This is a genomic window from Rhodococcus sp. S3 (genome assembly GCF_058211795.1).
This window is the reverse complement of the sequence record NZ_CM177074.1, coordinates 2,759,242-2,781,654: the sequence shown is the minus strand read 5'-3', so window position 1 is coordinate 2,781,654 and position 22,413 is coordinate 2,759,242. Positions and strand designations below refer to the sequence as shown.

Sequence of the window (22,413 nt, the reverse complement as noted above, 5' to 3'; positions counted from 1 at the left end):
GCACGGATCACGGCACCGCCCGCTACAGGACGGTGTCGAACAACTGACCCACCCCATAGGTCACGACCATCGCGAGCGCACCACCGACCACCACCCGCACCACCGCCCGACCCCGCCGGGCCCGGCCGAGCCACGCACTGATCGATCCCGTCGCCGCCAGCGCACACAACACCGCCACGAACGTCACCGGGATCCGCACCGTGTCGGGCGCCGACACGACCATCAGCAGCGGCACCAGCGCGCCCAGGGTGAACGACACGGCCGACGACAACGCCGCCAACCACGGATTCGCCAGTTCGGTCGGATCGATCCCCAACTCCACCTCGGCATGCGCGGCAAGCGGATCCCGCGCCGTCAACTCCTCCGCCGCGGCACGCGCCGTGACCGCCGACAATCCCTTGCCCTCGAGCAGGGCGGCAAGTTCGTCGAGTTCGGCCTCCGGCATGGCGGCGAGCTCCCGACCTTCCGTGTACAGTGCCGCACGCTCGGTGTCGCGTTGCGTACTCACCGACACGTACTCGCCCAGCGCCATCGACACGGCCCCCGCGGCCAGCCCGGCCACACCGGCGGTGAGGATCGCCGCCTCGTTCGTCGTCGCGGCCGCGACACCGACGACCAGTCCCGCGGTCGAGACGATGCCGTCGTTCGCGCCGAGCACCCCCGCCCGCAACCAGTTGAGTCTGCTCGCCAATCCGGCGGTGTGCGGTTCGCGGTCCTCGTGCCGCCTGCGGGAATCGTTCGGCGACGCCGAATCCGGACGGGGCATGTCGTGATGCTACACCGACGGACGGCGGCGCGGGGGGATCCCCACGGCGGAGTATCGGCGCGCCTCCGCCGCGGCGACCGCCCACTCCGGGTCCCCGGGCAGCGCACCCATCGGGTCCCGCTGCGCGCACGGCACCCTCACATCGGCGGGCAGCACTGCGCGCTGTAACGCCTGCACGATCCCCAACGGCCGATGAGCAGCCGGGGCCAAGCGGCCGATCCACCGGCGATCGCGGGCCGTCATGTCGTGCCGCAGGCTCTCCATCAGCGCCGCCACGGTTCCCGACGGCACCTCCGTGAGCCACGCGCCGAGACGGCCGATCGCCGCGCCCGGCAATCCGGCGACGGTGACCTGGGCGCGCGGCATGCCTGTGATCTGCCCGTAGAGGCGGAGCAACTCGGGATAGCGCAGCGACTGTCCGCAGCCCACATCGAACGAGTCCGTGGGAGTGTCCGTGACGGCCGCCCCGAGCACTGCGGCGACCAGGTCGACGACCGCGATCGGCTCGACCCGCGAGTCCATCCAGTCGGGCACCACGGTGACGGGTAGGCGCCCTGCGAGTTGGCCGAGCACCTCGAAGCTCGTCGAGCCGGAGCCGAGCACCATCCCGGCTCGCAGCGTGATCACCGTGCAGCGGGATCGGGACAGTTCCTGCTCGACCTCCCAGCGCGAGAGCAGATGCTCGGACAGCTCGTCCGGCGCACACTCGGGGACGAACCCGGAGACGTAGACGACGCGCGTCACCGGAGAGGCATCGACCGCGTGCCGGACGGTGCGGGCCGCTGCCAGGTCGAGGTCCCGGAAGTGCGCCGAGCGCATGCCGTGCACGAGATAGACCACGATGTCGACATCGTCGAGCGCCGGTGGGAGAGTGTGCGCGGCGGTGACGTCCACCTGCGCGGTCTCGACCTGGTCGTGCCACCAGAAGCGTCGCAAGGCCTCCGGGTTCCGAGCGGCGGCGCGCACGGTGCAGCCGGTAGCGAGGATGGCGGGGACGATCCGGCTGCCGACGTAGCCGGAGGCACCGATCACGAGAACTTTCATGCGCTGTCCCGTCCCTTGTCGCCTTCGGGAGGGATGCACGCGCGGGACCGTCGCGAAACATCAGGAGTGGTTCCCATCACCGGAAATAGTGTTACCGTTGGTCACAAATACAGTGGCCGGTATCGAAGGAGGCCTCCCATGTCGATGCTGCGCGGCAGTCCACTGCGACATCGGATCCTGTTCGTCCTCGCCGTCCCCCTCGGCGCCGGACTGCTGTCCGCCCTCGGACACCTCGTCCAGCGCCGCCACGGCCGGCCCACCTCCGTCTCCGAATCCCTCTTCGCCATCGCCAGCAGCCTGCGCCGCCGCAGGCTGTTCACCCGCCCCACCGGCGACCACCCCCCGGCCCCCGAGGCGTCAGGACAACCATGACCACGCACACCGTCCCCAACGGGCCCGTCCGACTCCACGTCGTCGAAGAAGGCAACCCGCACGGACCGACCCTCGTCCTCGTCCACGGCTGGCCCGACACCCACGCCCTGTGGGACCGCGTCGCACCCCTGCTCGCCGACGACTTCCGCATCCTGCGCTACGACAACCGCGGCGCCGGCGCCTCCACCCTGCCCCGCGAGGTGGCGCACTACCGACTCGAGCACCTCGCCGCCGACCTGCACGCTGTCATCGACGCCCTCGCCCCGAACGAACCGGTGCACCTGCTCGGCCACGACTGGGGCGCCGTGCTGTGCTGGGAAGCGGTGTGCGAACCCGACGCCGGCGATCGCATCGCCTCCTACACCTCGATCTCCGGCCCCAACCTCGACCATCTCGGCCTGTGGATGCGCCGTCGTCTGCGTCAGATGCGCCCACTCGGTCCCGCCGAACAGGCTCTCGCCTCCGCCTACACCCTCGCCTTCCAGATCCCCGGCCTGCCGAATCCGGTGCTGCGCGGCTGGCTCGCCCACCACTGGCCGGCCTTCGTCGGATTCTTCGACCGCACCGACCCCACCGCGATCGCACCCGTCGCCCCGACCCTCGCCGACGACATGGTGCACGGACTGTCCCTGTACCGGGCGAACATCCGCGCGCGGCTCGCCCGACCCCGCGAGCGGCGCACCGACGTCCCGGTCCAGCTGATCCAGAACCTGCGCGACCGCGCGGTACGTCCCGTGGGCTACGAGGACACCTCCCGTTGGGTCACCGACCTGCGCATCCACCCACTCGACGCCGGGCACTGGTCGCCGCGTTCCCATCCCCGCGACGTCGCCGACGCCACCGCCCGGTTCGTGCGGCAGATCGAGGCCGCGCGCACCTGACCGTGTGACCTCAGCCGGACGACTCCGCGCGCGGCGCCGCCTCCACCGGCGGATCGTCGTCGTGCACCGGTAGCCGACGCGGACCCGGACCCTGCTGCCCGAGCACGTCACCGGGATTCGCGAGCGGACACGACGCCAAGCTCAGGCACCCGCAGCCGATGCAATCGGTGAAACTGTCCCGCAACGCGGTGAGATCCTCGATGCGGCGGGTCAGCCGGTCGTGCCACGCCCGCGACAGCCGCGCCCAGTCCTCCGTCGTCGGCACACGACTGTCCGGCAACGAATCGAACGCCTCCTTGATCTCGTCCAGCGACACCCCCACGCCCTGCGCGACCTTGATGAACGCGACCTTGCGCAGCGTGTCGCGGCGATAACGCCGCTGATTGCCCGAGGTGCGGCGACTGGTGATCAGACCACGCGACTCGTAGTAGTGCAGCGCCGAGACCGCCACCCCGGAACGGTCCGCCAACTGGCCGGGTGTCAGCCATATCGCAGGGTTCATCGGCCCCCTCCTCGCCCCGCAGACATCGTGATCGAGTTGTGCTGCACAGTACCGGCCACCGGAGACGCCGGGCAGCCGGCTCGCGTGAGCACCCGGGGTCAGAACGACGGCGGCCCGAACTCGGCAGCGACCTCCGGCGCATCCATCCGCAACATGTCGTACGCAGCGTGTGCCAGCGTCCGCACCGACTTCGGATACGGCCGCTCGAACCGCTCGCAGACCCGCGCGGTCGCCAACGCCGCCTCGAACCGCCACTTACGCGAACCGCTCACGAACGTCCGGGCCTGGAACAGATAACTCGATGCGGGGATCGTCACGCCGACCACCGTAGAACCTCCGACCGGCACAACGGGGGAGCGGCACCCCGCGCGCCACGCCGACCCCGCCCGTCCCGACCACATTCCTAAGGGAGTGTTAGGAACCGCCACAGACCCTTCCGCAACCACTGTGACCCGAACCACTGTGGGGAGCGCACAGATCCACGCAGCGAAAGGAGTCCCGGGTGAGCACCACCTCGACGGGCGAACGCCGAGTCATCGGCAACGTGTTGAAAGGCTCGGTCGGCAACCTGATCGAGTGGTACGACTGGTACGTCTACGCCGCGTTCAGCGTCTACTTCGCGAAAGAATTCTTCCCCGAAGGCGACCCCACCGCCCAACTGCTGTCCACCGCAGCGATCTTCGCCGTGGGATTCCTCATGCGACCGATCGGCGGCTGGATCATGGGCCGCTACGCCGACCGGCACGGACGGCGCTCGGCGCTGACCCTGTCGGTCACCGTCATGGCCGTCGGCTCCCTCATCATCGCCGTCACCCCGGCCTACGCGACCATCGGACTCGCCGCACCCCTTCTTCTCGTCCTCGCCCGCATGATGCAGGGACTGTCCGTCGGTGGTGAATACGCCACCAGCGCCACCTATCTCGCCGAGGTCGCCTCACCCGGACGCCGCGGGTTCTACTCGAGCTTCCAGTACGTCACCCTCGTCGCCGGACAGCTCATCGCCCTCGGCGTCCAGATCGTCCTGCAGCTCACCCTCTCCGCCGAGGCCATGCAGGCGTGGGGCTGGCGCATCCCGTTCGTCATCGGCGCCGTCGCCGCCGTCGCCGTGATGTGGCTGCGCCGCACCATGGACGAATCCGAAGCGTTCACCGAGGAAGTCGCGGCCAAGAGCACCGCCGACCAGCCGGACGGCGCGCCCGAGCAGGGCGGCATCCGGATGCTGCTGCAGTACCCCCGCGAATGCCTGCTGGTGTGCGCGCTGACCCTCGGCGGTTGCGTGGCGTTCTACACCTACACCACCTACATGCAGAAATACATGATCAACACCTCCGGCATCTCCAAGGACACCGTGGCCTGGATCAACTTCGCCGCCCTGCTGGTGTTCATCGTCCTGCAACCCATCGGCGGCGCCCTGTCGGACCGCATCGGCCGCCGCAAGCTGCTCATCTTCTTCGGGGTCGGCGGCACCGTGCTCACCGTCCCGCTGATGACGATCCTCGGCAGCACCACGAACCCGCTGATCGCGTTCGGACTGATGATGCTCGGCCTGACCGTCGTCACCGGCTACACCTCGGTCAACGCCATTGTGAAGACCGAACTGTTCCCCACCAAGGTCCGCGCGCTCGGTGTCGGCCTGCCCTACGCGCTGACCCTCGCGATCTTCGGCGGCACCGTCGAAACCGTCGCGCTCGCCCTCAAGCGCGCCGGCCACGAATCGCTATTCTTCTACTACGTGACCGGCTGCATCGCCGTCTCGCTCGTCGTGTACTTCTTCATGCGGGAGACCTCCGACGGCTCCCCCCTGGACCGCACGAGCACCCACACCGACACCCCCGACGAGCACGCCGACCTGGCCAGCTCACGACACTGACCGAAAGGGGCCCACGTGCAGATCGCGGTGGTCGAGGACGACGACGGAGTCGGCGACGCCCTCGTCGAAGCCCTCACCTCCCACGGCCACCGGCCGATCCGCATGCGGCGCGGCGCCGACCTGCTCCTCGGCCACCGCGACCTCGACGTCGTCATCCTCGACCTCGGCCTGCCCGACGCCGACGGCCTGCAGGTGCTCCGGCAACTGCGGGCCGTCAGCGACGTCCCCGTCGTGATCCTCACCGCGCGCGGCGACGAACGCTCGGTGGTACGCGGCCTGCGCGGCGGCGCCGACGATTATCTCGTCAAACCGGCCCGCCTGGCCGAACTGCTCGCCCGCGTGGACGTCGTCACCCAACGGCGCCGCGCGCTGTCCGAGTCCTCCCGCATCGTCCGCGCCGGCGACGTGGTCGTCGACCTCGATGCCCGCGAAGTCGAGGTGGGCGGCGAACCGGTGACTCTCACCCCGAAGGAATTCGACCTGCTCGCCGTCCTCGTCGCCCGCCCCGGCGCCGCGGTCAGCCGCCAACAACTCATGGATGCCGTGTGGGGTGACGCCTACGTGGCGATCTCCCGGTCGCTCGACGTGCACATGACCGGGCTGCGCGCGAAACTCGCCCGACCCGGCCTCATCTTCACCATCCGCGGCTACGGCTACCGGTGGGGCGGCTGACATGCGCCGGCGGGTCCTGGCGGTGCTGCTCGTCTTCGCGACCATCGCCGTCGTCGCCTTCGCCGTACCGCTCGCCCTCGCCACCAGCGCCGGCCGCACCGCCGTCCTGGGAGCGAACCGGGAAGCCGACGCCCACCACTTCGCCACCCTCGCCGTCCAGATGCGCGCCCCCGGCAGCACCGCCCTGCTCGACGAGGAAGTGACCCGCTACCACCGCCTCTACGACGAGGGCGTGCTCATCGTCGACGCGCGCGGCGCACCCCGCGCGAGCGCGGGCCTGACCCCGACCGATCCCGGTGTGCCGGAGGCGATCACCGCCGGTCTGCGCAACCAGAAACAGGGCATCGGGGGTCCGCTGACCCCGTGGTCCCCGCAGCGGGTACTGCTCGCCGTGCCGGTGGGCACCGGCGCCCAGGTCGAAGGAGCCGTCGTCGTCGAGGTGTCCACCGACGCCGCCCGCCACGACATCCGCACCTCGTGGCTGCTCATCGTCACCGGTGCGGCAGCGGCCCTCGTGCTCGTCACCATCCTCGCGACCGCCCTGTCGCGGTGGACGGTCCGCCCGCTCACCGCACTCACCGCGCGGGTCGCGGCGCTCACCGACAGCGTCCCGGCGCTGCATCCACGCTTCCGCACCGGCGACACCACCGTCTCGGTCCGCTACCACGGCCCACCGGAGGTCCGGGAACTCACGCAGGCCTTCGACACCATGTCCGAAGCCGTCCACACGTCCACCCGCGCCCAGAAACAGCTCATCGCCGACACCGCGCACCAACTCCGGAACCCGCTCGCCGCCCTGCACATCCGGCTCGACTCCCTCGAACCGCACGTCGCTGCCGCCGGCACGGAGACCTACCGGCGCACGGCCGTCGAAGTCGACCGGCTCGGCGGCATCCTCGACGGCCTGCTCGCCCTCGCCACCGCCGAAGCACCCACCGACACAGCGGGCACCGAAGGACACGACGGGTGCGATGTCGGCGCCGTCGTCGCCGACCGCGTCGATGCCTGGTCCGAGGCCCTCGCCGAGGCCGGCATGACCGTCACCGTGGACGAACCGTCCGCGCAGCGCCTGCACGCCTGTTTGTCCGCCGACCATCTCGCGCAGGTGCTCGACGTGCTGCTCAGCAACGCGAGCAAGTACGCGCGCTCGGCCACCGTGGTCCGCATCATCACCCGGCGCAGTGGCGGGACCGTCCGGATCCGCGTCGAGGACGACGGTGCCGGAGTCGCAGCCGACGAGCTCGGCGACCTCACCTCCCGGTTCTTCCGTGGCTCGGGCGCCGCCGGGCCCGGCACCGGCCTCGGGTTGTCCATCGCGGTCGCTCTCGTCGAGAGCGGCGGCGGCACCCTCGGCCTCGCCGCAGCCGATCCGCACGGACTCGCCGTCGCCGTGACCCTGCCCGCCGACCTCCGATCGGAGGCATCATGATCACCCGCCGTGATCTCCTGCGGTCCGTCGCGCTGCTCGCGGTCGGCGGCGCCGTCGCCGGCTGCGCACCGACCGGGCAGCGTGAGGAACTGATCCTGGCGGCAGGGGAGGAGGGCGGGTTCTTCTGGGAGTTCGCGGAACTCACCGCGGCCGCCGCCGAGCGAGCGGGTCTTCCCATTACGGTCGTGCCGGAACGCACCCCGGGATCGGTCACCAATCTCGCCGCCTTGATGGCGGGGGACGCGGAGCTGGCGCTGACCCTCACCGACGTCGCGGTGCGGGCCCACGACGAGGGCGCCCAGTTCACGGCGATCGGGCGGGTCTACGAGAACTACATGCAGTTGGCCGTGCGTGCAGACTCACCGATCCGGGAGATCGCCCAGTTGCGGGGCGCACGGATCAGCCTCGGCGCTCCCGGCTCGGGTGCCGAATTCACCGGCGAACGCATCCTCGCCGTCGCCGGGCTCGCCGAGCCGGGAGCCGTCACCCGGGTGCACCTGTCGATGGCCGACGCCGGTCGCGCAGTGGTGGACGGCGAGATCGACGCCGTCCTGTGGGCGGGTGGTGTTCCTACCCCGTCGTTTGCGAACCTGGGTGTGCCGCTGCGGCTGATCGATCTGTCCGTGCTCCTCGAACCGCTGCGGGCGCGATTCGGTCCGCGTTACGAACCGGTGCTCATCCAGCCCGGCACGTACGGGCAGCCGGACGCCGTCGCCACCATCGGCTTGGGCAATCTGCTGCTCGCCGGCGCCTCGGTGTCGGACGGTGCGGCCGCCGCACTGGTGGATCTGCTCGTCGACCACGCCTCCGAACTCGTGCCGGCCCAGGCCACCGGCAGTCAGTTCCTCGACCGGCAATCGCTGATCGTCACCGCCGATGTCCCGCTGCATGCGGGAGCGGTAGCCGCGTACCGGCGCCATCACGGCTGACGAGACGGGCGGGCAGGGGAGAAGGACCCCGGAATCGTGCCGTCCCAAGGGCGGACAGTGGGGTGGAAGGCATGCGCTGGTGTCGTGGGGATGCGGTGCGGAGATCGGGCTCGCCCTCGAGGTTCGAGGAGATCGGGACCGGATCGGCTGTGCAGGGGACATGCGCGGGGCACAATGGAACCGCTCACCTCTGTGTGCATGAAACCTGTTGTCTGACAATATGATTCATGGATAACGGTGATTATCCATCAAATGTGGAAGAGGTGAGAAGGGGTAAGCGGTGGTCGCGGCACCCTGGGGGACGGGATGAGTCCGCCCGCCACATGCACATCATTCGGACGGTCTACTGCGCGACGTGCACGCGACAATGACACGGTGTTGCCGCAACGCACTGCATCAGCAAACTTGCGAGTCGCAGCAGTATGCATGTCGCAGTGTGCATGTCGCGCGCAGTGCGACACCGATGAATATGCGACCGATCGTGCGGCGGCCGGGCCGGCGGCTCGGTCCGGTACAGGCGCCGCCGGGCCGAGTCGGGCCGCGTGGGATCCGAAGGCGGGCCGGGGTCGAATCGACGCGGGTTGCATGCGGGACGACATCGCATCGACGCGTGTCGAATCAAGGATCTCCGGAGCGCTCGGGACGCCCTGCCGCACCTACCCGGAGGAGGTCCGATTCCACCCTAGTTAACATAATGTAGATTATCGGCACTTCTGATATGGGCGGTGACCTGGGGTTCGGCGCTGATAATCCCGATGCCGCCGACCGGCGTCCCGATCCGCAGATTCGCGCCGTCGTCGCACTGCGTCGCATCGTGCGCCGTGTCGTCCGGCGCGCGTTGTTCACTCACGCGTCGTGCGACGTACGAACCGGGCCGCACGACGCGCTCCCGACGCTCGATCTGCCGCGCATCCCGCCGTGCCCGATCCGTGGCGCCCGATCCGCGCCGTTCGGGCTTCTCAGCCCGTGGCCGGCCCGGACCGCCGCCTGGTGTCGGTTCGCTGCCTCGGGCGCCCGGTACGACCTTCCGGGCCCGCCGCCCTTGTCCCCTGCCTGCCTGTCCGCCCCAGCCGTCGTGAAAACGTCACAGTGACGTTTTCACGTGGTCCGCGGAGTCCTGCTGTGGGCACGTATCTGCGTCGATATCATCGGCGCGGCAGTGACAATGCGATCCGGGAAGGTCGACCGTGACGCAACCACGGCTCCTGCGTTTCTGGGTGGTCTTCGCGACGCGGCCGGGCAACGTATGCGCACGCCGCCGCGCGCGCTGTGGCTGATCGTCGCACTCGTTGTACCAGCTATGCTGGTGCTGGTCGCATCCATCGCGGTCGCCGGTGCCGGTCCGTCCGGCATTTCCGTCTCCCTCGTGGCGGTCGCCGGTGCGTATCTCGTCGCGGCGGTGTGCGAGGAGCTCGGGTGGACGGCGGTGTTGATGCGTACCCGCGGTGTGCTGTCCACCGGCGCGGTGATCGGCGTGATCTGGGCGCTGTGGCATCTTATTCCGTACGTGCAGGCCGGTTACGGGTCGGCGATGCTGCTCGGCCAGCTCGCGTTCACCGTCGTCTTCCGGATGCTGCTGGTGCAGATGACGGTCGCCGGCGGCGGCGCGCCGATCATCGCGGTGGTCGGTCACGCCTCGTCCAATGTGGCGTGGACGCTCCTGGCGGCGAGCGGGATCTACTCGCCTGTCGCGTCCGCGGTGGCCGTCGGGGTCGCCGTGCTCGTCCTGACCTGTCTGCGGGTCGCGTCCCGCCGGGTCGAGGGTGCGGACTCCCCTCCTCCGCCTCGGACGACAGACCCAGAAACGTCACAGTGACGTATTCATCCTGGGCTCCCGTGCATTATGACGGTCGCCGCAACCGCCGCAACCGCCGCAACTGCGCGGACAGATAATCCCGGGCACGGCGATGACCACCGACCCGGACGAGTTCGTCGGCGAGCTCCTCGAGCAGTCGGGTCAGCAGCTCCTCGTCGGGTGTCCAGCCGCGCTGCCGGCACCGGTCGAGCCATTCGACCGGCGCGACATGTCCGCGGTCGGCGTTGCAGCGTCGGCACGCGGCGACCTCGTTGGCGGTGATGCTCGGCCCGCCTTTCAGTCGCGGCACCAGATGATCGGTGGTCGGGGTGATCAGCCGCCCGAACTCCCGTCCGCACCACAGGCACCGCCCGTCCTGACGGTCGAGGGCGAGCGAGAGTCGGCTGACGCGGTCCATCCTCCGATCGTGGCCCATCGGCGCCGCCGTGGTCGCCGGTGGGTCCGATCCGGTGTCCCGGAGACGATTTCAGGGGCGTGCTTCGAGGACGAGGTTGAAGGGCGTTTCGGTGGCGCGGCGGAAGGTGCCGAATCCGGCTTCGGCCGCGACGTCGGCGAGCCGTCGCTCCCCTGCCTGCGCGCCGAGCCCGAGCGCGACCGGCTGGTCGAGCGACGACGGGGCGCACAGCACCGTGGACGCGGCGTAGTACATCCGGCCGACGGGATTGAGGTTCTCGGGCAGGCTGTCGCGGGCGAATGGTTCGACGAGCATCACCGTGCCGTCGTCGGCGAGCGCGCCGCGCGCGTACTGCAGGGCGCCGACGGGATCGCCCATGTCGTGCAGGCAGTCGAAATAGCAGATCAGGTCGTAGTCGGATCCGGGGAAATCGGTCGCCGAGGCGACCTCGAAGGTGGCGTTGTCGACGCCCTCCTCCGCGGCCAGTTCGCGGGCTCGTGCGGTGGATCCGTCGTGGTAGTCGAAGCCGCGGATGGTGGACTGCGGGAATGCCTGCGCGAGCAGGGTGGTGGAGACCCCGTGGCCGCAGCCGATGTCGGCGACGGTGGCGCCGGCACGCAGTTTGTCGACGACCCCGTCGAGGGTGGGCAGCCACACGTCGACGAGGTTGGCGCGGTAGCCGGGGCGGAAGAACTGTTCGGTGCCGACGAACAGTTCGGGGTCGTGTTCGTGCCAGCCGAAACCCTCTCCGTTGCGGATGCGTTCGGTGATGCGCAGCCGGTCCTTGTAGACCGAACTGATCAGGTGGAGGCCGCCGGCGAGGTAGACCGGGCTGTCCTCGCGGGCGAGCGCCATGGCGTGTTCCGGGGACAGTGTGAAGGTGTCGTTGTCCGGCTCGTAGGTCAGATATCCGCTCGCTACCTGTGCTGACAGCCATTCGTGTAGATAGCGTTCGCGGAGGCCGGTGCGGGCCGCGAGTTGTTCGCTGGTGGTCGGGCCGGATTCGTCGAGGGCTCGCCACAGGCCCAGATCGACACCGATCAGGACCAGGGCGCCGTTCATGGCCGCGCCCATGTCGACGACGAGTTGTCCGAGGGTCTGTTCGAGTCGTGCTTGGTCGGGTTCGTGTATCTCCGTGGTCATCACGCACCTCCTGGTGATGGGAGTACTCGCTCACGGTAGGTCGCGTGGTCGGTTCCTCGGCGTCGGCTCGGGTTCGATCGGGTGTCGATCCGGGTGGCAGTGCGGACCGGGAGGTCACGAACCGGTGTTGAGAGAATGACGCGGGGTGCACGTCGTGTTGCAGACAGCTACGCTTGTAGCAGACTGCAACATCAGGAGGCCGTCATGACGTCGTCCACCGACAAGGTCACCCGCTTCGACGCCGAACTCGTCGACAGCGCTATCGCGGAGGGCGGCCGCCAGAACCGCACCGGACGCCAGCAACTCGAATACTGGGCCCGTATCGGCCGCGCGATGACCGCCCATGAGACCGCCTCCTTGCACCGGGTGCACGAGGCGCTGGCCGGGACGCGGGAGCTGAGCGAGCTCACCGCCGCGGAGGGACGGCTGTTCGACGCGGAGATCGATGCGCGCCTGGCGGACGGGCTGGTCCGCACCGATTACGCCGCGGTGCTCGCCGCGCGTGGGGTCACCACGGTGGTGCTCGACGACGAGGGCCGGTTGGTCGAGCAGCGTCCCGACGGTAGTCGCCGGGTGCTCGACGACGCATGAGGCGTCTGGATCTGATCGTCGGTCCCAATGGTTCCGGTAAGTCGACGTTCGTCGAGTTGTCCCTCGCTCCCCTGCTGCCGCGCAGTGTGTTCGTCAACGCGGATGTGATCGCGCGGCAGCGTTGGCCCGACCGTGCCGAGGAGATGTCGTACGAGGCGGCGCAACTCGCCGCGGCGGCGCGGGATCGATTGCTGCGGCAGGGCCGGTCGTTCATTGCGGAGACGGTGTTCTCGCATCCGTCGAAGCTGGAGCTGATCGACCGCGCACACGAGGCGGGCTTCACGGTGGTGTTGCACGTGATGCTGGTGCCCGAGGCGATGTCGGTGCTGCGTGTGCAGCACCGGGTGGCCTCCGGTGGGCATGCGGTGCCCGAGGACAAGATCCGGGCGCGTTATCGACGGTTGTGGCCGCTGGTGGCCGAAGCGATCGGCCGCGCCGATCAGGCGTCGGTGTACGACACGGCGTGCGGGACCCCGGTGGTGGTGGCGCGGTTCGCCGGCGGGGTGCCGGTGAGTGCGGTGCGCTGGCCGGGGTGGACGCCGGCGGCGCTCACCGGGCTCGGCTGAGAGATCCGGGCCCGGTGAGCGGATACGACGAGATCAGTTCGTCGCCGCGCTCGTGGTGAACGGCAGCACCAGCCGCGAGGGGTGCGCGGCGTCCCGGTAGATCTTGTGGGTCACCGGCCGGCCGACGGGCAGGTGGAAGGCGTCCGGCGGCAGCAGCGCGTTGTGTTCGTCGGCGAGCGGTTCGTTGTTCGACAGTTCCACGACGAGCTTGTGGCCCGGCATGAAGGTGTTGGCGAACGGATACAGCCGCAGCACGTATTCCTCGATGGTGCCGGGTTCGACCGGCACGGCGCGGGTGTGCGGGTGGTACGGGTTGCCCTCGGTGGTGCGCTCGTCGAGTTCGCGGTGGGAGGCCTTGAGGTAGCCGGTGGTGATCAGCTGCCGCGCGCCGTTCGGGGCGTAGTCCCACATGCGGAGGATGAAGTTGGTGTCGGGCTGGTCGATCTCGGCGAAGAGGTGCGCGGCGCCGGTGCCGATCATCTCGGTGGGTTCGGCGAACACCGGCGTTTCCCAGCGCAGGATCTCGACCTTGTCGGTGACCGTGAGCGGCGCCTGGTAGAAGCCGTCCGGGGCGGCGTACTGCGTGCCCATCGGTTCGGGTTCGGTGGACAGCTTGCCGCGCGGCCGCAGGTACAGCGCCCGGTGCTCGACGTCCTTGGGCGGCCACTGGTCGGCGGTGACGCGCTGTCGGGAGCCTTCGACGAAGACGTTCACGGCGGGTTCGTCCATGATGCCGTTGTCGATGCCCTTGATCCAGTAGTCGTACCAGCGGAACATCGTGTCGTGCTCTTCGATGAAGGGCCGCGACTGCATGGGCGGGTAGGGGCCGATGTCGAGCTTCTTCGGTCCCTGCAGGGCGTGGAACAGTTCGATGGTGCCGTCCATCGTCCAGCCGCGGCCCTGGTCGATCTGCAGGTAGACGGGGATGTCGATGTTTCGGGCGAGATTGATCGGGTTGCGTTCCTCGTACCAGTCGCCGTCGAGTTCGTTGGTGATGATGTCGAACCACGCCTCGTGGTGCTTCGGGTAGTGCAGCACGTGCACGAGATTCGGCCAGGCCGCGACGTCCGGGTCGGCGAGCCGCTGGGCGACGCGCGCCCGGATCTCGTCGGGGGTGTAGGTCTCGAGCATGCGGGACTTGACCCGGTCGGTGAACGCCCAGCCGGAGTCACCGCCGCGGCCCTCGCGGGCGGCGCGGGGCATGAACCACATGATGCCGCCGTGGTAGGTGGTCTCGTAGAAGTCGTAGTGGCCGCCGGAGACGAAGATGGCCTTCAGGTGTGGGGGTCGTTCGGCGGCGGCGAGGACCTGCATGGACCCGAAGTAGGAGATGCCGATCATGCCGACGTTGCCGTCGCACCACGGCTGCGCGGCGACCCATTCGATGAAGTCGTAGGCGTCCTGCCCGAGGGAGACCCCGCCGGCGTTGTAGTTGCCGATGTGCTCGCCATCGGAGTCGCCGGAGCCGCGGATGTCGCCGATGACGTGGACGTAGTCCTCGGCGACGACGCGGGCGATGTCGCCGGCCTCGATGCAGCCGTCCCACATGGGGCTGGGGCGACGCTGCGGCGGGGTGGTCAGGGCGAGTGCCTGGAGTTCCTTGCCGTAGGGGCTCAGCGCGACCAGCGCGGGGCGGGGCTTGTCGTCGACCCCGTGGTAGGCGTCGGCGGCCAGCTCGACGCCGTCGCGCATGGGGACCCGCAGGTGCTTGCGGATGTGGATGGTCTGTCCGCCTGCGTCGAACGTTTCGAACTCGGCCATGAGAACCTACGACTCCTCTTCGTGTCGGTGCTGGTGCGAGAACTGGGTGCGGTAGCCGTGCAGTGTGGTGAAGAACGGGGACGGCTCGAGGGTGGGATCGCCGGTGTAACCGAGGTCGTCGGCGACCGGGGCGAACGGCGAGTACGCCGAGTCGGTGTCGAGCAGTCCGTGGCACAGGCAGCGGTGCGCGGCGCCGCGCACTCCCCCTTCGATGTCGACGCTCTCGCGGAGGGCTTCGGCGGCCTGGTCGCGGTCGAGTTCGACGCCGTAGGGGGTGCCGTCGGCGCGGCGGTAGGGATGCCCGAGATAGAGGGTCTCGGGGCGGATCGTCTCGCGCAGGTAGGCGAGGCTGTCGCGGTAGGCGTCGGGGTCGGTGTAGCCGGGGAATCCGTTGGCGGCGCCGTGTACCTGGACGGCGTCGCCGACGAATACGCTGTTCTGCCCTTCGACGACGTAGGCGACCGAGCCCGGGGTGTGCCCGGGGATCGAGTGCACGGAGATCTCCACTCCCCCGCCGAGGGAGATGGTTTCGCCGCCGCGTACGAGCAGGGTCGGTTCCATCTCCCCGGAGATGACGGCCTCGGCGGCGGCGGTGACCTTCGCGGCCCCGTCGGGGTCGTTCAGGTACCGGCCGCGGCCGGTGAGGTAGTCGTCGACGTGGGCCTGCCGGGAGCGCAGCAGTGGGGCGTCGGCCTCGTGGATGACCACCTGCGCTGTGCGGCCGGTGGCCTCCCACAGGGCGTGGGCGCCGCCGATGTGGTCGATGTGCCCGTGGGTGAGCAGGATCCACCGCACGTCCTCGAGCCGCCGGCCGAGCGTGTCGAGGGCGGGGGCCATGCCCTCGGCCGGGGACGACGCGATGCCGGTGTCGACGATCGCGGGCTCGTCGGCGTCGATGAAGAAGGTGTAGAGCCCGAAGCGTCCCCATGGGGAGACGATCGGGTGGATCGTCGCCTCATTCATGGGCGGTGCCCTGCAGGAAGGCGGCGGTCTCGTCGAAGACCTGCGCGTATTCGGGGATCCACGAGAAGTTCTGCACGAAGCCGTGGTTGGCACCGGCGTAGCGGCGCAGCGTCACCGGCACCCCGGCCTCGTCGAGCCGCCGGGCGTAGAGTTCGCCTTCGTCGCGCATCGGGTCGAACTCGGCGGTGACGACCAGCGCCGCCGGCAGCCCCGACAGGTTCTGCCGCTTGATCGGTGAGACGCGCGGGTCGGCGGGGTCGGCGCCGCTGTCGAGGTAGAAGGCATTGAACGGTTTCAGTCCGGCGGTTTCGAGGCCGTAGCCGACGGCGTTCTCCCGCATCGACGGGTAGCGGTCCTCGTCGAAGTCCAGGTCGAGGGACGGGTAGTACAGCACCTGGTGGGTGATGCGGTCGAACCCGTCGTCGTGGGCCAGGCCGGTGACGGCGGCGACGAAGTTGGCGCCGGAGCTGTCCCCCGCCACCGCGAGAATCTTTCCGTCCCAGCCGAGTTCGTTGCCGTGGTCGGCGGCCCAGCGCACGGCGCCGTAGCAGTCGTCGAGACCGGCGGGGAACTGCGCTTCGGGGGCGCGGCGGTAGCCGACGGAGATCACCGTGCAGCCGGTGGTCTTCGCGAGGTGGCGGGCGACGTGGTCGTGGGTGTCGAGGCTGCCGAGGAAGAACGCGCCGCCGTGGAAGTAGACGACCAGGCCACAGGTGTCGGTGTCGGTCGGGGTGTAGATCCGCACCGGCACCTGCCCTGCCGGGGTCGCCGCGATCGTGTCGCGGACGTCGTGCAGGGGCAGTCGCTCCTCGAGCGGCGGAACCTGTGTCTGCTCCCCGGCGCGCATCGCGGCCGGATCGAGCGGTCCGGGCGGCGGGGCGGGCAGGTCGGCGAGGATCCGGGCGATCTCGGGGTGCAACGGCAAGGCCGGTCGTCTCCTTCGGGCGGTGAACGGGTGGGGTGGGGATCTACTGGGCGGGCTGCTGCGCTGCGGGTTTCTGGCCCGGGAAGACGTCCTGGACCTCGTCCTCGGTCCAGCCCTGGCGGGAGATGCGCTGCAGTTCGTCGGTGACCGGTTTGCGCTGCGCCCGGAAGGCGGTGAGCGCCGCGGCGACGGTGTCGGTGTCGCGCAGGCAGTCGGCGAGCGCCCCGGCGTCGAGGATCGCCGAGTTCGCGCCCTGACCCTGGTGGTGCAGCATCGAGTGGGCGGCGTCGCCGATGAGCACCACGGAGTTGCTGTGCCAGCGCTCGATCGGGTCGATGTCGTAGACACCGCGGATGTTGACGATGTCCATGTCGAGGCCGGCGGTGATGTCGACGATGCGCTGGTCGAATCCGGCGACGGTGGCGAGCATGTCCTCCTTGCTCACCTGCGGCGCCCAGTCGGGGTCGGGGCACAGGGCGGTGATGTCGAAGGACACCTGGCCGCGGTGGCGCAGCGGCAGCAGGTACACCTTGGTTCCCTTGCCGATGTACATGCGCAGGTTGTCGTCGGTGACCATGCCGTGCGCGTCGGCGACGTCGATGACGGCGCGGTAGGCGCGTTCACCGGAGAACACCGGTTCGGCGGCGGAGAACAGTTGCTCACGGACCACGGACTTGATGCCGTCGGCGCCGATGACCAGGTCGGCGTCGACGCTGGTGCCGTTGGTGAAGGTCAGGGTGCTGCGGTCGCCGTGGTCCTCGATGCGCTCGAGCCGGTGGCCGAGTTTCACCATGCCGTCGGGCAGGGAGGCGATGAGGGTGTCGATGAAGTCGCCGCGGTGGATCAGGTGGGTGTGCTTCTGGTCGCCGTGCGCCGGCCAGGTGTCCTTCATGATCGGCTCGCCCGTGGCGGTGAGGATCTCGAAGTAGTCGCTCGGGGAGCTGACCTTGGCGATGTCGTCGAAGATGCCCCACTCGCGGAAGCGTTCCATGCTCGACGGGCGCAGGCCGATGCCGGCGCCGACCTCGCGGATCTCGGGGGCCTGTTCGTAGACGGTGACGTTCGCGCCGAGCAACGACAGGGCCCGGGCGGCGGCCGCACCGGCATAGCCCGCGCCGACGATGGCGATGGTGAGGTTGGTCGGATCCGAGGTCTGCATGTGGGTGTCTCTTTCGGAGGGCGCGCAGGGTGCGCGCCGGGAGATTCGGGTCAGGGTTGCGCGATGGTGAGGAAGTCGGCGGGGTTCTCGACGAACAGCTTGGTGATGGTGGCCTCGTCGAGTCCGGCCTCGCGCAGGTCCGGGATGAGGTCCTCGAACAGGTAGTTCACGGTGTGTCCCTTGACGCCCGGCCAGCCGAGTGGGCTGCAGTTGGCGTCGACGCCGGCCAGGGCCTGATCGAGGTGGCCGGCGTTGAGGAAGCGCAGGAAGTGGGCGAGGCGCTCTTTGCGGGGGCGGGCCCAGAACGGCGGGTCCTCGAGTTCGGTTTCGTAGCCGAAGGTGTCGAAGCCGACCCGGCCGCCCTGCTGCGCGATCCAGGTGTCGCGGGTCTTCTCGGCGTTGACGCCGTCGTCGGCGTGCCCGAACAGCACGCGGTGCAGCGGCAGGCCCTCCTCGGTGAAGATGGCGATGGCGTTCTCGGCGTCGATGGCGAGGTGGGTGAGGATCGGCACGCCGGTGGCGAGGGCGGCGCGGGCGGCGGCGCGGTAGATGCGCTTGTCGAGTTCGGTCATCTTCCCGCCGCGGGAGACCCCGACCTTGATGACGCCGGCGCGGCTGCCGGTGTCGCCGATGCCGACGGTGATCTCGTGCACGAACTGGCGCATCAGGTAGTCGACGGAGGCGCGTTCGAAGAACGGCAGGGCGGTGTCGCCGCCGACGAAACCGGTGCAGGCGACGATGTGCACACCGGTCTTCGCGGAGAGGGACTTGTAGTAGTCGATGTCGCGGCCGTTGCAGATGCCGGTGACGTCGACGAAGGTGCCGCCGCCGTACTCGTGGAACTTGCGCAGCTTCGGGACGGTCTCCTCGTAGCGGACCTCGGGGCTCTTCCACCAGTGGGTGTCCAGCTCGGAGCCGGGCATGCCGTATCCGATGTGCTCGTGGACGGCGACGATGCCCAGTTCCTCGGGCGCGATCGGGCCGGCCGGCTCGACCCGGACCGCCGCCGCATCCGCTGCGTCCTGGCGTTCGGGCAGCTCGAACACATGTCGCGCCGCTACTTCTCGCTCGGCTGGCGCACCCCGCGCGAGATCTGCCTCGACGAACTCACCGACTCGTGGTGCTACCTGCTCGACGTGCAGAACGACTGACCATCGGCGCGGTCACTCGCCGATGGTCGCGCCGGTGGTGGCCTCGACGAGGATCGTCCGCAGCCAGGAGATGAACGCGGTGTCGGCCAGGCGCGGATTCCACACCATGTCGATCCCCAACGGCGGCACCGGCAACGGGAACTCCTCGATCCGCAGCGGCAACTGACGACGCATCTGTGCCGCGACCCGCCAGGTGTGGATCGCGACCCCACCGGCACGCGCCACCAACTGCGGCACCATCAGAAAATCCGACACCAGACCGCCGATCCGATAGGGCACCCCGGCCGCATCCAGCACCGCATAGGGGGTGATGCGGTGCCGCGCGTCGTAGGCGGTGTGCGGCACCGATTCGAGCAACTCCAGCGCCCCGGCGTCGGGAGCGGTGTCGGGGTGCGCGACGACCACCCACCGGTTCTCGTAGAGCCGCTCGCGCGGATAGGGCGCGGCGAACGCCTCCGACACGAGCACCACATCCACCCCGTCGTCGGTGAAGTCCGCCGGCTGCGGCTCGACGAAGGTGCGGATACGCACCGTCGCGTGCGGGGCCCGCTCGCCGATCACCCGCATCAGCTCCGCCCCGACCACGAAGGCGGTGCTGGTGGTCATCGCCAGGGTGATGGTGCGCGTGTCGCGGGCCGGGTCGAAACCGGGAAAGTTCACCACCCGCGCGGTCTGCCGCAGCACCTCCCGCAGCGGCGCGATCAGCTCGACGGCGCGCGGGGTGAGCGCCAGCCCGCTCCCCTGCCGCACCACCAGTTCGTCATCGAGCAACCGGCGCATCCGGCCCAGCGCATGACTCATCGCCGGTTGCGTCATCCCGACCCGCGCGGCGGCGCGGGTGACCGAGCGTTCCTCGAGCACCGCCAGCAGCGGCACCAGCAGGTTGAGGTTCACCGCGGCCAGCCGCGCGAGGTCGGGATCGGCCGGATGCTCCGAAGGGCGGGTCACGCCCACGAACCTACCGAGCCGCCCTCGCGGTGCTCGGCAGTTCCCCGGTGACCGCGGCGCGCCGCAGCCGCGGGATGGGGATGCGGTCGTTGATCGCCACCGCCACCCCCGCGCCGTCCGGATGCCGCCAGTGCAGCAACGCCGGTCCGCGCGGATCCTCTCCGGCCAGGACGGTGGGCTCCCCGTCGACTGGCAGGTGCCCGATCGCCTTGAGATGCAGTCCGAACTGCTCGGTCCAGAAATACGGATCGGCATCGAACTCGGGTGCGGCGTCGCCGAGCAGCACGGCCGCTGCGGCGATGCGGGCCTGCTCGATCGCGCTGTTCCACAACGGGATCCGCCGCACCACCCCGCGGACCGGTACATGCGCGACGTCACCGGCGGCGACGATGCTCGGCGCGACCCGCCCGCGCGAGTCGGCGACCAACCTGCCGTCGGTGAGCACCCCGGACTCGCGCAGCCACTCGACGTTCGGGATGTCGCCGATCGCGGCGACGACCAGCTCGGCGGTGACGCGGCTGTCGTCGTCGAGGGTGATCGTCCCGGCGGCGAAGCCGGCGGCGGTGCCGTAGACGAGTTTGACCCCGGCGGCGGTGGCGGCGGCGGTGAACAGCTCGGACAGATACGGCCCGAACTGCGGGCGCATCGGGGCGGTGTCGGCGACGACGGTGACCTCGCAGCCGGCCTGCACGGCGGCGGAGGCGACCTCCATGCCGAGCGGACCGGCGCCGACCACCGCCACCGACGGCCGGTCGGCGAGCCGCTCGCGCAGGGCGAGGGCGTCGTCGAGGGTGCGCAGCACCAACGCCTCCCCCAGCGGCCGGGGGCGCGCACCGGTGGCGATGACGAGCCCGTCGAACTCCAGCGCGGTGCCGTCGTCGAGGTGCACGAGCCGTGCGTCCACGTCCAGGCCGACCGCGGCGACGCCGAGACGTTCGGTGGCGCCGTGCGCCGGGGCGGCGAGTTCGTGGGAGCCACCGTCGGTGAGCAGCGCCTTCGACAACGCGGGCCGCGAGTAGGCGGGGACCGGTTCGTCGCCGACGACGGTCAGCTGCCCGGTGAACCCGGCGCCGCGCAGGCTGTCGCAGGCAGTCTGCCCGGCGATGCCGTTGCCGACCACCACGATCCGCTCCATCACGGTGGGCATGTCAGCTGCGGTGCTCATGCGAGCTTCAGAGCGGCGACGGGACACACCCGCACGGCGGCGCTCGCGGCCGCGGCCTGCGGGCTGCCCTCGGGCACCTCGACGATGTCGAGGACCAGTTCGCCGTCGTCGTCGAGATGCATCAGCTCGGGTGCGGCCTCCTCGCACAGGCCGTGGCCTTCACAGCGGGGACGGTCGAGGGTGATCTTCATGCGGGCACAACCTCCAGGATCTCGAGGGCGTCGATGGAACGGGTGGTGTTGCTGGGCACCCGGATCGGGTCGGCGGCAACGAGGCGGCGCGCGTGCCGGGCCAGGGCGGCGATGATCGCGTGGGCCTCGAGGCGGGCCAGGCCCTGCCCGGCGCAGCCGTGCGGGCCGTAGCCGAAGGACAGGTGATCGACCGGGTTGCGGGCCACCCGGAAGGAATCCGGGTCGTCGTAGTGCCGCGGGTCGCGGTTGCCGGAGCCGAGCAGCACCGCCGCCTGCGACCCGCCGGGGATCAGGTGGCCGCCGATCTCGATGTCGCGGGTGACGGCGCGACCCCAGGCGTGCAGCGGCGCCCAGTAACGCAGCACCTCCGCGAAGGCGGACGGCACCAGCGTCGGATCGGCGCGCACGAGGTCGAACTGGTCGGGAAACGCCGCGAACAGCGCGATCAGATTGCCGATCGAGGCGATGGTGGTGTCCACCCCGGCCCCGAGATACTGGTGGATGATGTGCCCGGCGCTGCCGGCGGGGACGGCGCCGCGCGCCTCGGCGTCGAAGATGCCGCGCCCGACCGAGCCGGGGGTCAGATCCTCGGCCTGCACCTGTGAGCACCACGCGTACAGCTCCCCGGCGATGGGGAAGTTCTCGGCGGTGCGCTGGTTCATCGGGCCGAGCACCTCCATGGCGGCCTGTCCCCAGCGCAGCATGTTCGCGCGTACCTCGCCGGTGAAGCCGATGAGGTCGGCGACGACCTCGAGCGGGAAGGCGCGGGCGAGGGCGTCGATCGCCTCGAAGGAACCGGTGATGACGAGGTCGGCGACGAGCGTGTCGGCCTTGGTCTCGATGGTGGTCTTCAGTCCGCGCAGGGCGCGCGGCGAGAGGTTCTCGGTGAGGGTGGCGCGCAGTTCGGTGTGAACGGGTGGGTCCGAGGCCAGGGAGGTGCCCTGGAGGGCGTCGTTGGCGGCGGGGTTGAAGGCGATGGCGCGCGAGGAGAACGTCGCGGTGTCGGCGAGGGCGCCGCGGATGACGTCGTAGCGGGTCAGGGCGTAGACGTCGTGGCGCGGCAGGTACACCACGGGGCCGAGTTCGCGCAGCTGTGCGAAGGTCGGATAGGGGTCGACGAGGACGTCGTCGGCGAACAGGTCGACGTCGGCGGTGGGAGGGCTGCTGGTCATGCC

Annotated in this window: 26 protein-coding genes; 10 read left to right on the top strand and 16 right to left on the bottom strand. The window is 70.0% G+C overall.

Features of this window, described 5'->3' with window-relative positions; genetic code table 11:
- Positions 1-22: 22 nt before the first annotated feature.
- Positions 23-766: a VIT1/CCC1 transporter family protein gene (locus tag AC0LPE_RS13000; protein WP_490604622.1), complete on the bottom strand. Its 744-nt coding sequence runs from the start codon at positions 764-766 to the stop codon at positions 23-25.
- A gap of 9 nt (positions 767-775) precedes the next feature.
- Complete coding sequence (locus tag AC0LPE_RS12995) at positions 776-1,810, bottom strand: NAD(P)H-binding protein (RefSeq protein WP_490604621.1); 1,035 nt, start codon at positions 1,808-1,810, stop codon at positions 776-778.
- A gap of 138 nt (positions 1,811-1,948) precedes the next feature.
- Here AC0LPE_RS12995 and AC0LPE_RS12990 point away from each other — a divergent pair, with 138 nt between their 5' ends.
- The gene (locus AC0LPE_RS12990; protein WP_490604620.1) at positions 1,949-2,182 is read left to right on the top strand and encodes a hypothetical protein; all 234 of its coding nucleotides are present in this window, start codon (positions 1,949-1,951) and stop codon (positions 2,180-2,182) included.
- A complete protein-coding gene (locus AC0LPE_RS12985) occupies positions 2,179-3,063 on the top strand; it encodes an alpha/beta fold hydrolase (protein ID WP_490604619.1) in 885 nt (294 codons plus the stop codon). The genes AC0LPE_RS12990 and AC0LPE_RS12985 overlap by 4 nt, the downstream gene beginning before the upstream one ends.
- A gap of 10 nt (positions 3,064-3,073) precedes the next feature.
- On the opposite strand, the gene soxR is transcribed toward AC0LPE_RS12985, so the two are convergent.
- The gene (gene soxR / locus AC0LPE_RS12980) at positions 3,074-3,565 is read right to left on the bottom strand and encodes a redox-sensitive transcriptional activator SoxR (protein WP_016696413.1); all 492 of its coding nucleotides are present in this window, start codon (positions 3,563-3,565) and stop codon (positions 3,074-3,076) included.
- Between the two features lie 98 nt (positions 3,566-3,663).
- Complete coding sequence (locus AC0LPE_RS12975; RefSeq protein ID WP_225623569.1) at positions 3,664-3,882, bottom strand: hypothetical protein; 219 nt, start codon at positions 3,880-3,882, stop codon at positions 3,664-3,666.
- Positions 3,883-4,067: 185 nt separating this feature from the next.
- On the opposite strand from AC0LPE_RS12975, the gene AC0LPE_RS12970 reads away from it, so the two are divergent.
- From AC0LPE_RS12970 to AC0LPE_RS12955, 4 genes are read left to right on the top strand one after another with little or no spacing between them, the layout of a single operon-like run.
- Positions 4,068-5,435, top strand: coding sequence for an MFS transporter (locus AC0LPE_RS12970; protein WP_490604618.1), 1,368 nt, complete (start codon positions 4,068-4,070; stop codon positions 5,433-5,435).
- A 15-nt stretch (positions 5,436-5,450) separates the two neighbouring features.
- Positions 5,451-6,107 (top strand): winged helix-turn-helix domain-containing protein, encoded by a 657-nt coding sequence (locus tag AC0LPE_RS12965; RefSeq protein WP_160877716.1) that lies wholly within the window; start codon positions 5,451-5,453, stop codon positions 6,105-6,107.
- Between the two features lies 1 nt (position 6,108).
- Positions 6,109-7,536, top strand: coding sequence for a sensor histidine kinase (locus tag AC0LPE_RS12960; RefSeq protein WP_490604617.1), 1,428 nt, complete (start codon positions 6,109-6,111; stop codon positions 7,534-7,536).
- Complete coding sequence (locus AC0LPE_RS12955; protein ID WP_490604616.1) at positions 7,533-8,465, top strand: TAXI family TRAP transporter solute-binding subunit; 933 nt, start codon at positions 7,533-7,535, stop codon at positions 8,463-8,465. Before AC0LPE_RS12960 ends, AC0LPE_RS12955 begins: the two co-directional genes overlap by 4 nt.
- Before the next feature lie 682 nt (positions 8,466-9,147).
- Here AC0LPE_RS12955 and AC0LPE_RS12950 read toward each other — a convergent pair.
- Positions 9,148-9,315, bottom strand: a complete 168-nt coding sequence (locus AC0LPE_RS12950; RefSeq protein WP_490604615.1) for a hypothetical protein — start codon at positions 9,313-9,315, stop codon at positions 9,148-9,150.
- 309 nt (positions 9,316-9,624) lie between these two features.
- Here AC0LPE_RS12950 and AC0LPE_RS12945 point away from each other — a divergent pair, with 309 nt between their 5' ends.
- Positions 9,625-10,281, top strand: coding sequence for a CPBP family intramembrane glutamic endopeptidase (locus AC0LPE_RS12945; protein WP_490604614.1), 657 nt, complete (start codon positions 9,625-9,627; stop codon positions 10,279-10,281).
- Positions 10,282-10,306: 25 nt separating this feature from the next.
- Here AC0LPE_RS12945 and AC0LPE_RS12940 read toward each other — a convergent pair whose 3' ends face one another.
- Positions 10,307-10,678: an HNH endonuclease gene (locus AC0LPE_RS12940; RefSeq protein ID WP_160877726.1), complete on the bottom strand. Its 372-nt coding sequence runs from the start codon at positions 10,676-10,678 to the stop codon at positions 10,307-10,309.
- Positions 10,679-10,747: 69 nt separating this feature from the next.
- Positions 10,748-11,818 carry a class I SAM-dependent methyltransferase gene (locus AC0LPE_RS12935; RefSeq protein ID WP_490604613.1) on the bottom strand — a complete coding sequence of 357 codons (1,071 nt, stop codon included), beginning with the start codon at positions 11,816-11,818 and terminating at the stop codon, positions 10,748-10,750.
- A 204-nt stretch (positions 11,819-12,022) separates the two neighbouring features.
- On the opposite strand from AC0LPE_RS12935, the gene AC0LPE_RS12930 reads away from it, so the two are divergent.
- Both AC0LPE_RS12930 and AC0LPE_RS12925 read left to right on the top strand, forming a co-directional pair.
- Positions 12,023-12,409, top strand: a complete 387-nt coding sequence (locus AC0LPE_RS12930; protein WP_160877730.1) for a TA system antitoxin ParD family protein — start codon at positions 12,023-12,025, stop codon at positions 12,407-12,409.
- Entirely contained in the window at positions 12,406-12,975 is a 570-nt protein-coding gene (locus tag AC0LPE_RS12925) for an ATPase (RefSeq protein ID WP_490604612.1), read from the top strand. The genes AC0LPE_RS12930 and AC0LPE_RS12925 overlap by 4 nt, the downstream gene beginning before the upstream one ends.
- Positions 12,976-13,008: 33 nt before the next feature.
- Here the strand turns inward: AC0LPE_RS12925 and AC0LPE_RS12920 are convergent, their stop codons facing one another.
- The 5 genes from AC0LPE_RS12920 to AC0LPE_RS12900 are packed head-to-tail and all read right to left on the bottom strand — an operon-like array spanning position 13,009 to position 18,820.
- Positions 13,009-14,736: a CocE/NonD family hydrolase gene (locus tag AC0LPE_RS12920; protein WP_490604611.1), complete on the bottom strand. Its 1,728-nt coding sequence runs from the start codon at positions 14,734-14,736 to the stop codon at positions 13,009-13,011.
- A gap of 6 nt (positions 14,737-14,742) precedes the next feature.
- The gene (locus AC0LPE_RS12915) at positions 14,743-15,699 is read right to left on the bottom strand and encodes an MBL fold metallo-hydrolase (protein ID WP_229564928.1); all 957 of its coding nucleotides are present in this window, start codon (positions 15,697-15,699) and stop codon (positions 14,743-14,745) included.
- Entirely contained in the window at positions 15,692-16,624 is a 933-nt protein-coding gene (locus AC0LPE_RS12910) for an alpha/beta hydrolase (protein ID WP_160877738.1), read from the bottom strand. Before AC0LPE_RS12910 ends, AC0LPE_RS12915 begins: the two co-directional genes overlap by 8 nt.
- 43 nt (positions 16,625-16,667) lie before the next feature.
- The gene (locus AC0LPE_RS12905; RefSeq protein WP_160877700.1) at positions 16,668-17,783 is read right to left on the bottom strand and encodes an FAD-dependent oxidoreductase; all 1,116 of its coding nucleotides are present in this window, start codon (positions 17,781-17,783) and stop codon (positions 16,668-16,670) included.
- Positions 17,784-17,833: 50 nt separating this feature from the next.
- Complete coding sequence (locus tag AC0LPE_RS12900) at positions 17,834-18,820, bottom strand: phosphotriesterase family protein (RefSeq protein WP_490606351.1); 987 nt, start codon at positions 18,818-18,820, stop codon at positions 17,834-17,836.
- Here AC0LPE_RS12900 and AC0LPE_RS12895 point away from each other — a divergent pair.
- Positions 18,725-18,934, top strand: a complete 210-nt coding sequence (locus AC0LPE_RS12895) for a hypothetical protein (RefSeq protein ID WP_490606405.1) — start codon at positions 18,725-18,727, stop codon at positions 18,932-18,934. The genes AC0LPE_RS12900 and AC0LPE_RS12895 overlap by 96 nt on opposite strands.
- Before the next feature lie 12 nt (positions 18,935-18,946).
- On the opposite strand, the gene AC0LPE_RS12890 is transcribed toward AC0LPE_RS12895, so the two are convergent.
- The 4 genes from AC0LPE_RS12890 to AC0LPE_RS12875 are packed head-to-tail and all read right to left on the bottom strand — an operon-like array spanning position 18,947 to position 22,410.
- The gene (locus AC0LPE_RS12890; protein WP_490604610.1) at positions 18,947-19,882 is read right to left on the bottom strand and encodes a LysR family transcriptional regulator; all 936 of its coding nucleotides are present in this window, start codon (positions 19,880-19,882) and stop codon (positions 18,947-18,949) included.
- Between the two features lie 10 nt (positions 19,883-19,892).
- The gene (locus AC0LPE_RS12885; protein ID WP_490604609.1) at positions 19,893-21,047 is read right to left on the bottom strand and encodes an NAD(P)/FAD-dependent oxidoreductase; all 1,155 of its coding nucleotides are present in this window, start codon (positions 21,045-21,047) and stop codon (positions 19,893-19,895) included.
- Positions 21,044-21,238 (bottom strand): ferredoxin, encoded by a 195-nt coding sequence (locus AC0LPE_RS12880; RefSeq protein WP_085470249.1) that lies wholly within the window; start codon positions 21,236-21,238, stop codon positions 21,044-21,046. Before AC0LPE_RS12880 ends, AC0LPE_RS12885 begins: the two co-directional genes overlap by 4 nt.
- Positions 21,235-22,410 (bottom strand): cytochrome P450, encoded by a 1,176-nt coding sequence (locus tag AC0LPE_RS12875; RefSeq protein ID WP_490604608.1) that lies wholly within the window; start codon positions 22,408-22,410, stop codon positions 21,235-21,237. The genes AC0LPE_RS12880 and AC0LPE_RS12875 overlap by 4 nt, the downstream gene beginning before the upstream one ends.
- Positions 22,411-22,413: the final 3 nt, after the last annotated feature.

Bases quoted from the DNA above. Each gene is read 5' to 3' on its own strand.
- AC0LPE_RS12955 (WP_490604616.1), top strand. From the start codon at position 7,533: ATGATCACCCGCCGTGATCTCCTGCGGTCCGTCGCGCTGCTCGCGGTC.
- AC0LPE_RS12985 (WP_490604619.1), top strand. From the start codon at position 2,179: ATGACCACGCACACCGTCCCCAACGGGCCCGTCCGACTCCACGTCGTC.
- AC0LPE_RS12935 (WP_490604613.1), bottom strand. From the start codon at position 11,818: ATGACCACGGAGATACACGAACCCGACCAAGCACGACTCGAACAGACC.
- AC0LPE_RS12990 (WP_490604620.1), top strand. From the start codon at position 1,949: ATGTCGATGCTGCGCGGCAGTCCACTGCGACATCGGATCCTGTTCGTC.
- AC0LPE_RS13000 (WP_490604622.1), bottom strand. From the start codon at position 766: ATGCCCCGTCCGGATTCGGCGTCGCCGAACGATTCCCGCAGGCGGCAC.
- AC0LPE_RS12920 (WP_490604611.1), bottom strand. From the start codon at position 14,736: ATGGCCGAGTTCGAAACGTTCGACGCAGGCGGACAGACCATCCACATC.
- AC0LPE_RS12940 (WP_160877726.1), bottom strand. From the start codon at position 10,678: ATGGACCGCGTCAGCCGACTCTCGCTCGCCCTCGACCGTCAGGACGGG.
- AC0LPE_RS12905 (WP_160877700.1), bottom strand. From the start codon at position 17,783: ATGCAGACCTCGGATCCGACCAACCTCACCATCGCCATCGTCGGCGCG.
- soxR (WP_016696413.1), bottom strand. From the start codon at position 3,565: ATGAACCCTGCGATATGGCTGACACCCGGCCAGTTGGCGGACCGTTCC.
- AC0LPE_RS12880 (WP_085470249.1), bottom strand. From the start codon at position 21,238: ATGAAGATCACCCTCGACCGTCCCCGCTGTGAAGGCCACGGCCTGTGC.
- AC0LPE_RS12995 (WP_490604621.1), bottom strand. From the start codon at position 1,810: ATGAAAGTTCTCGTGATCGGTGCCTCCGGCTACGTCGGCAGCCGGATC.
- AC0LPE_RS12930 (WP_160877730.1), top strand. From the start codon at position 12,023: ATGACGTCGTCCACCGACAAGGTCACCCGCTTCGACGCCGAACTCGTC.
- AC0LPE_RS12960 (WP_490604617.1), top strand. From the start codon at position 6,109: ATGCGCCGGCGGGTCCTGGCGGTGCTGCTCGTCTTCGCGACCATCGCC.
- AC0LPE_RS12875 (WP_490604608.1), bottom strand. From the start codon at position 22,410: ATGACCAGCAGCCCTCCCACCGCCGACGTCGACCTGTTCGCCGACGAC.
- AC0LPE_RS12925 (WP_490604612.1), top strand. From the start codon at position 12,406: ATGAGGCGTCTGGATCTGATCGTCGGTCCCAATGGTTCCGGTAAGTCG.
- AC0LPE_RS12885 (WP_490604609.1), bottom strand. From the start codon at position 21,047: ATGAGCACCGCAGCTGACATGCCCACCGTGATGGAGCGGATCGTGGTG.
- AC0LPE_RS12915 (WP_229564928.1), bottom strand. From the start codon at position 15,699: ATGAATGAGGCGACGATCCACCCGATCGTCTCCCCATGGGGACGCTTC.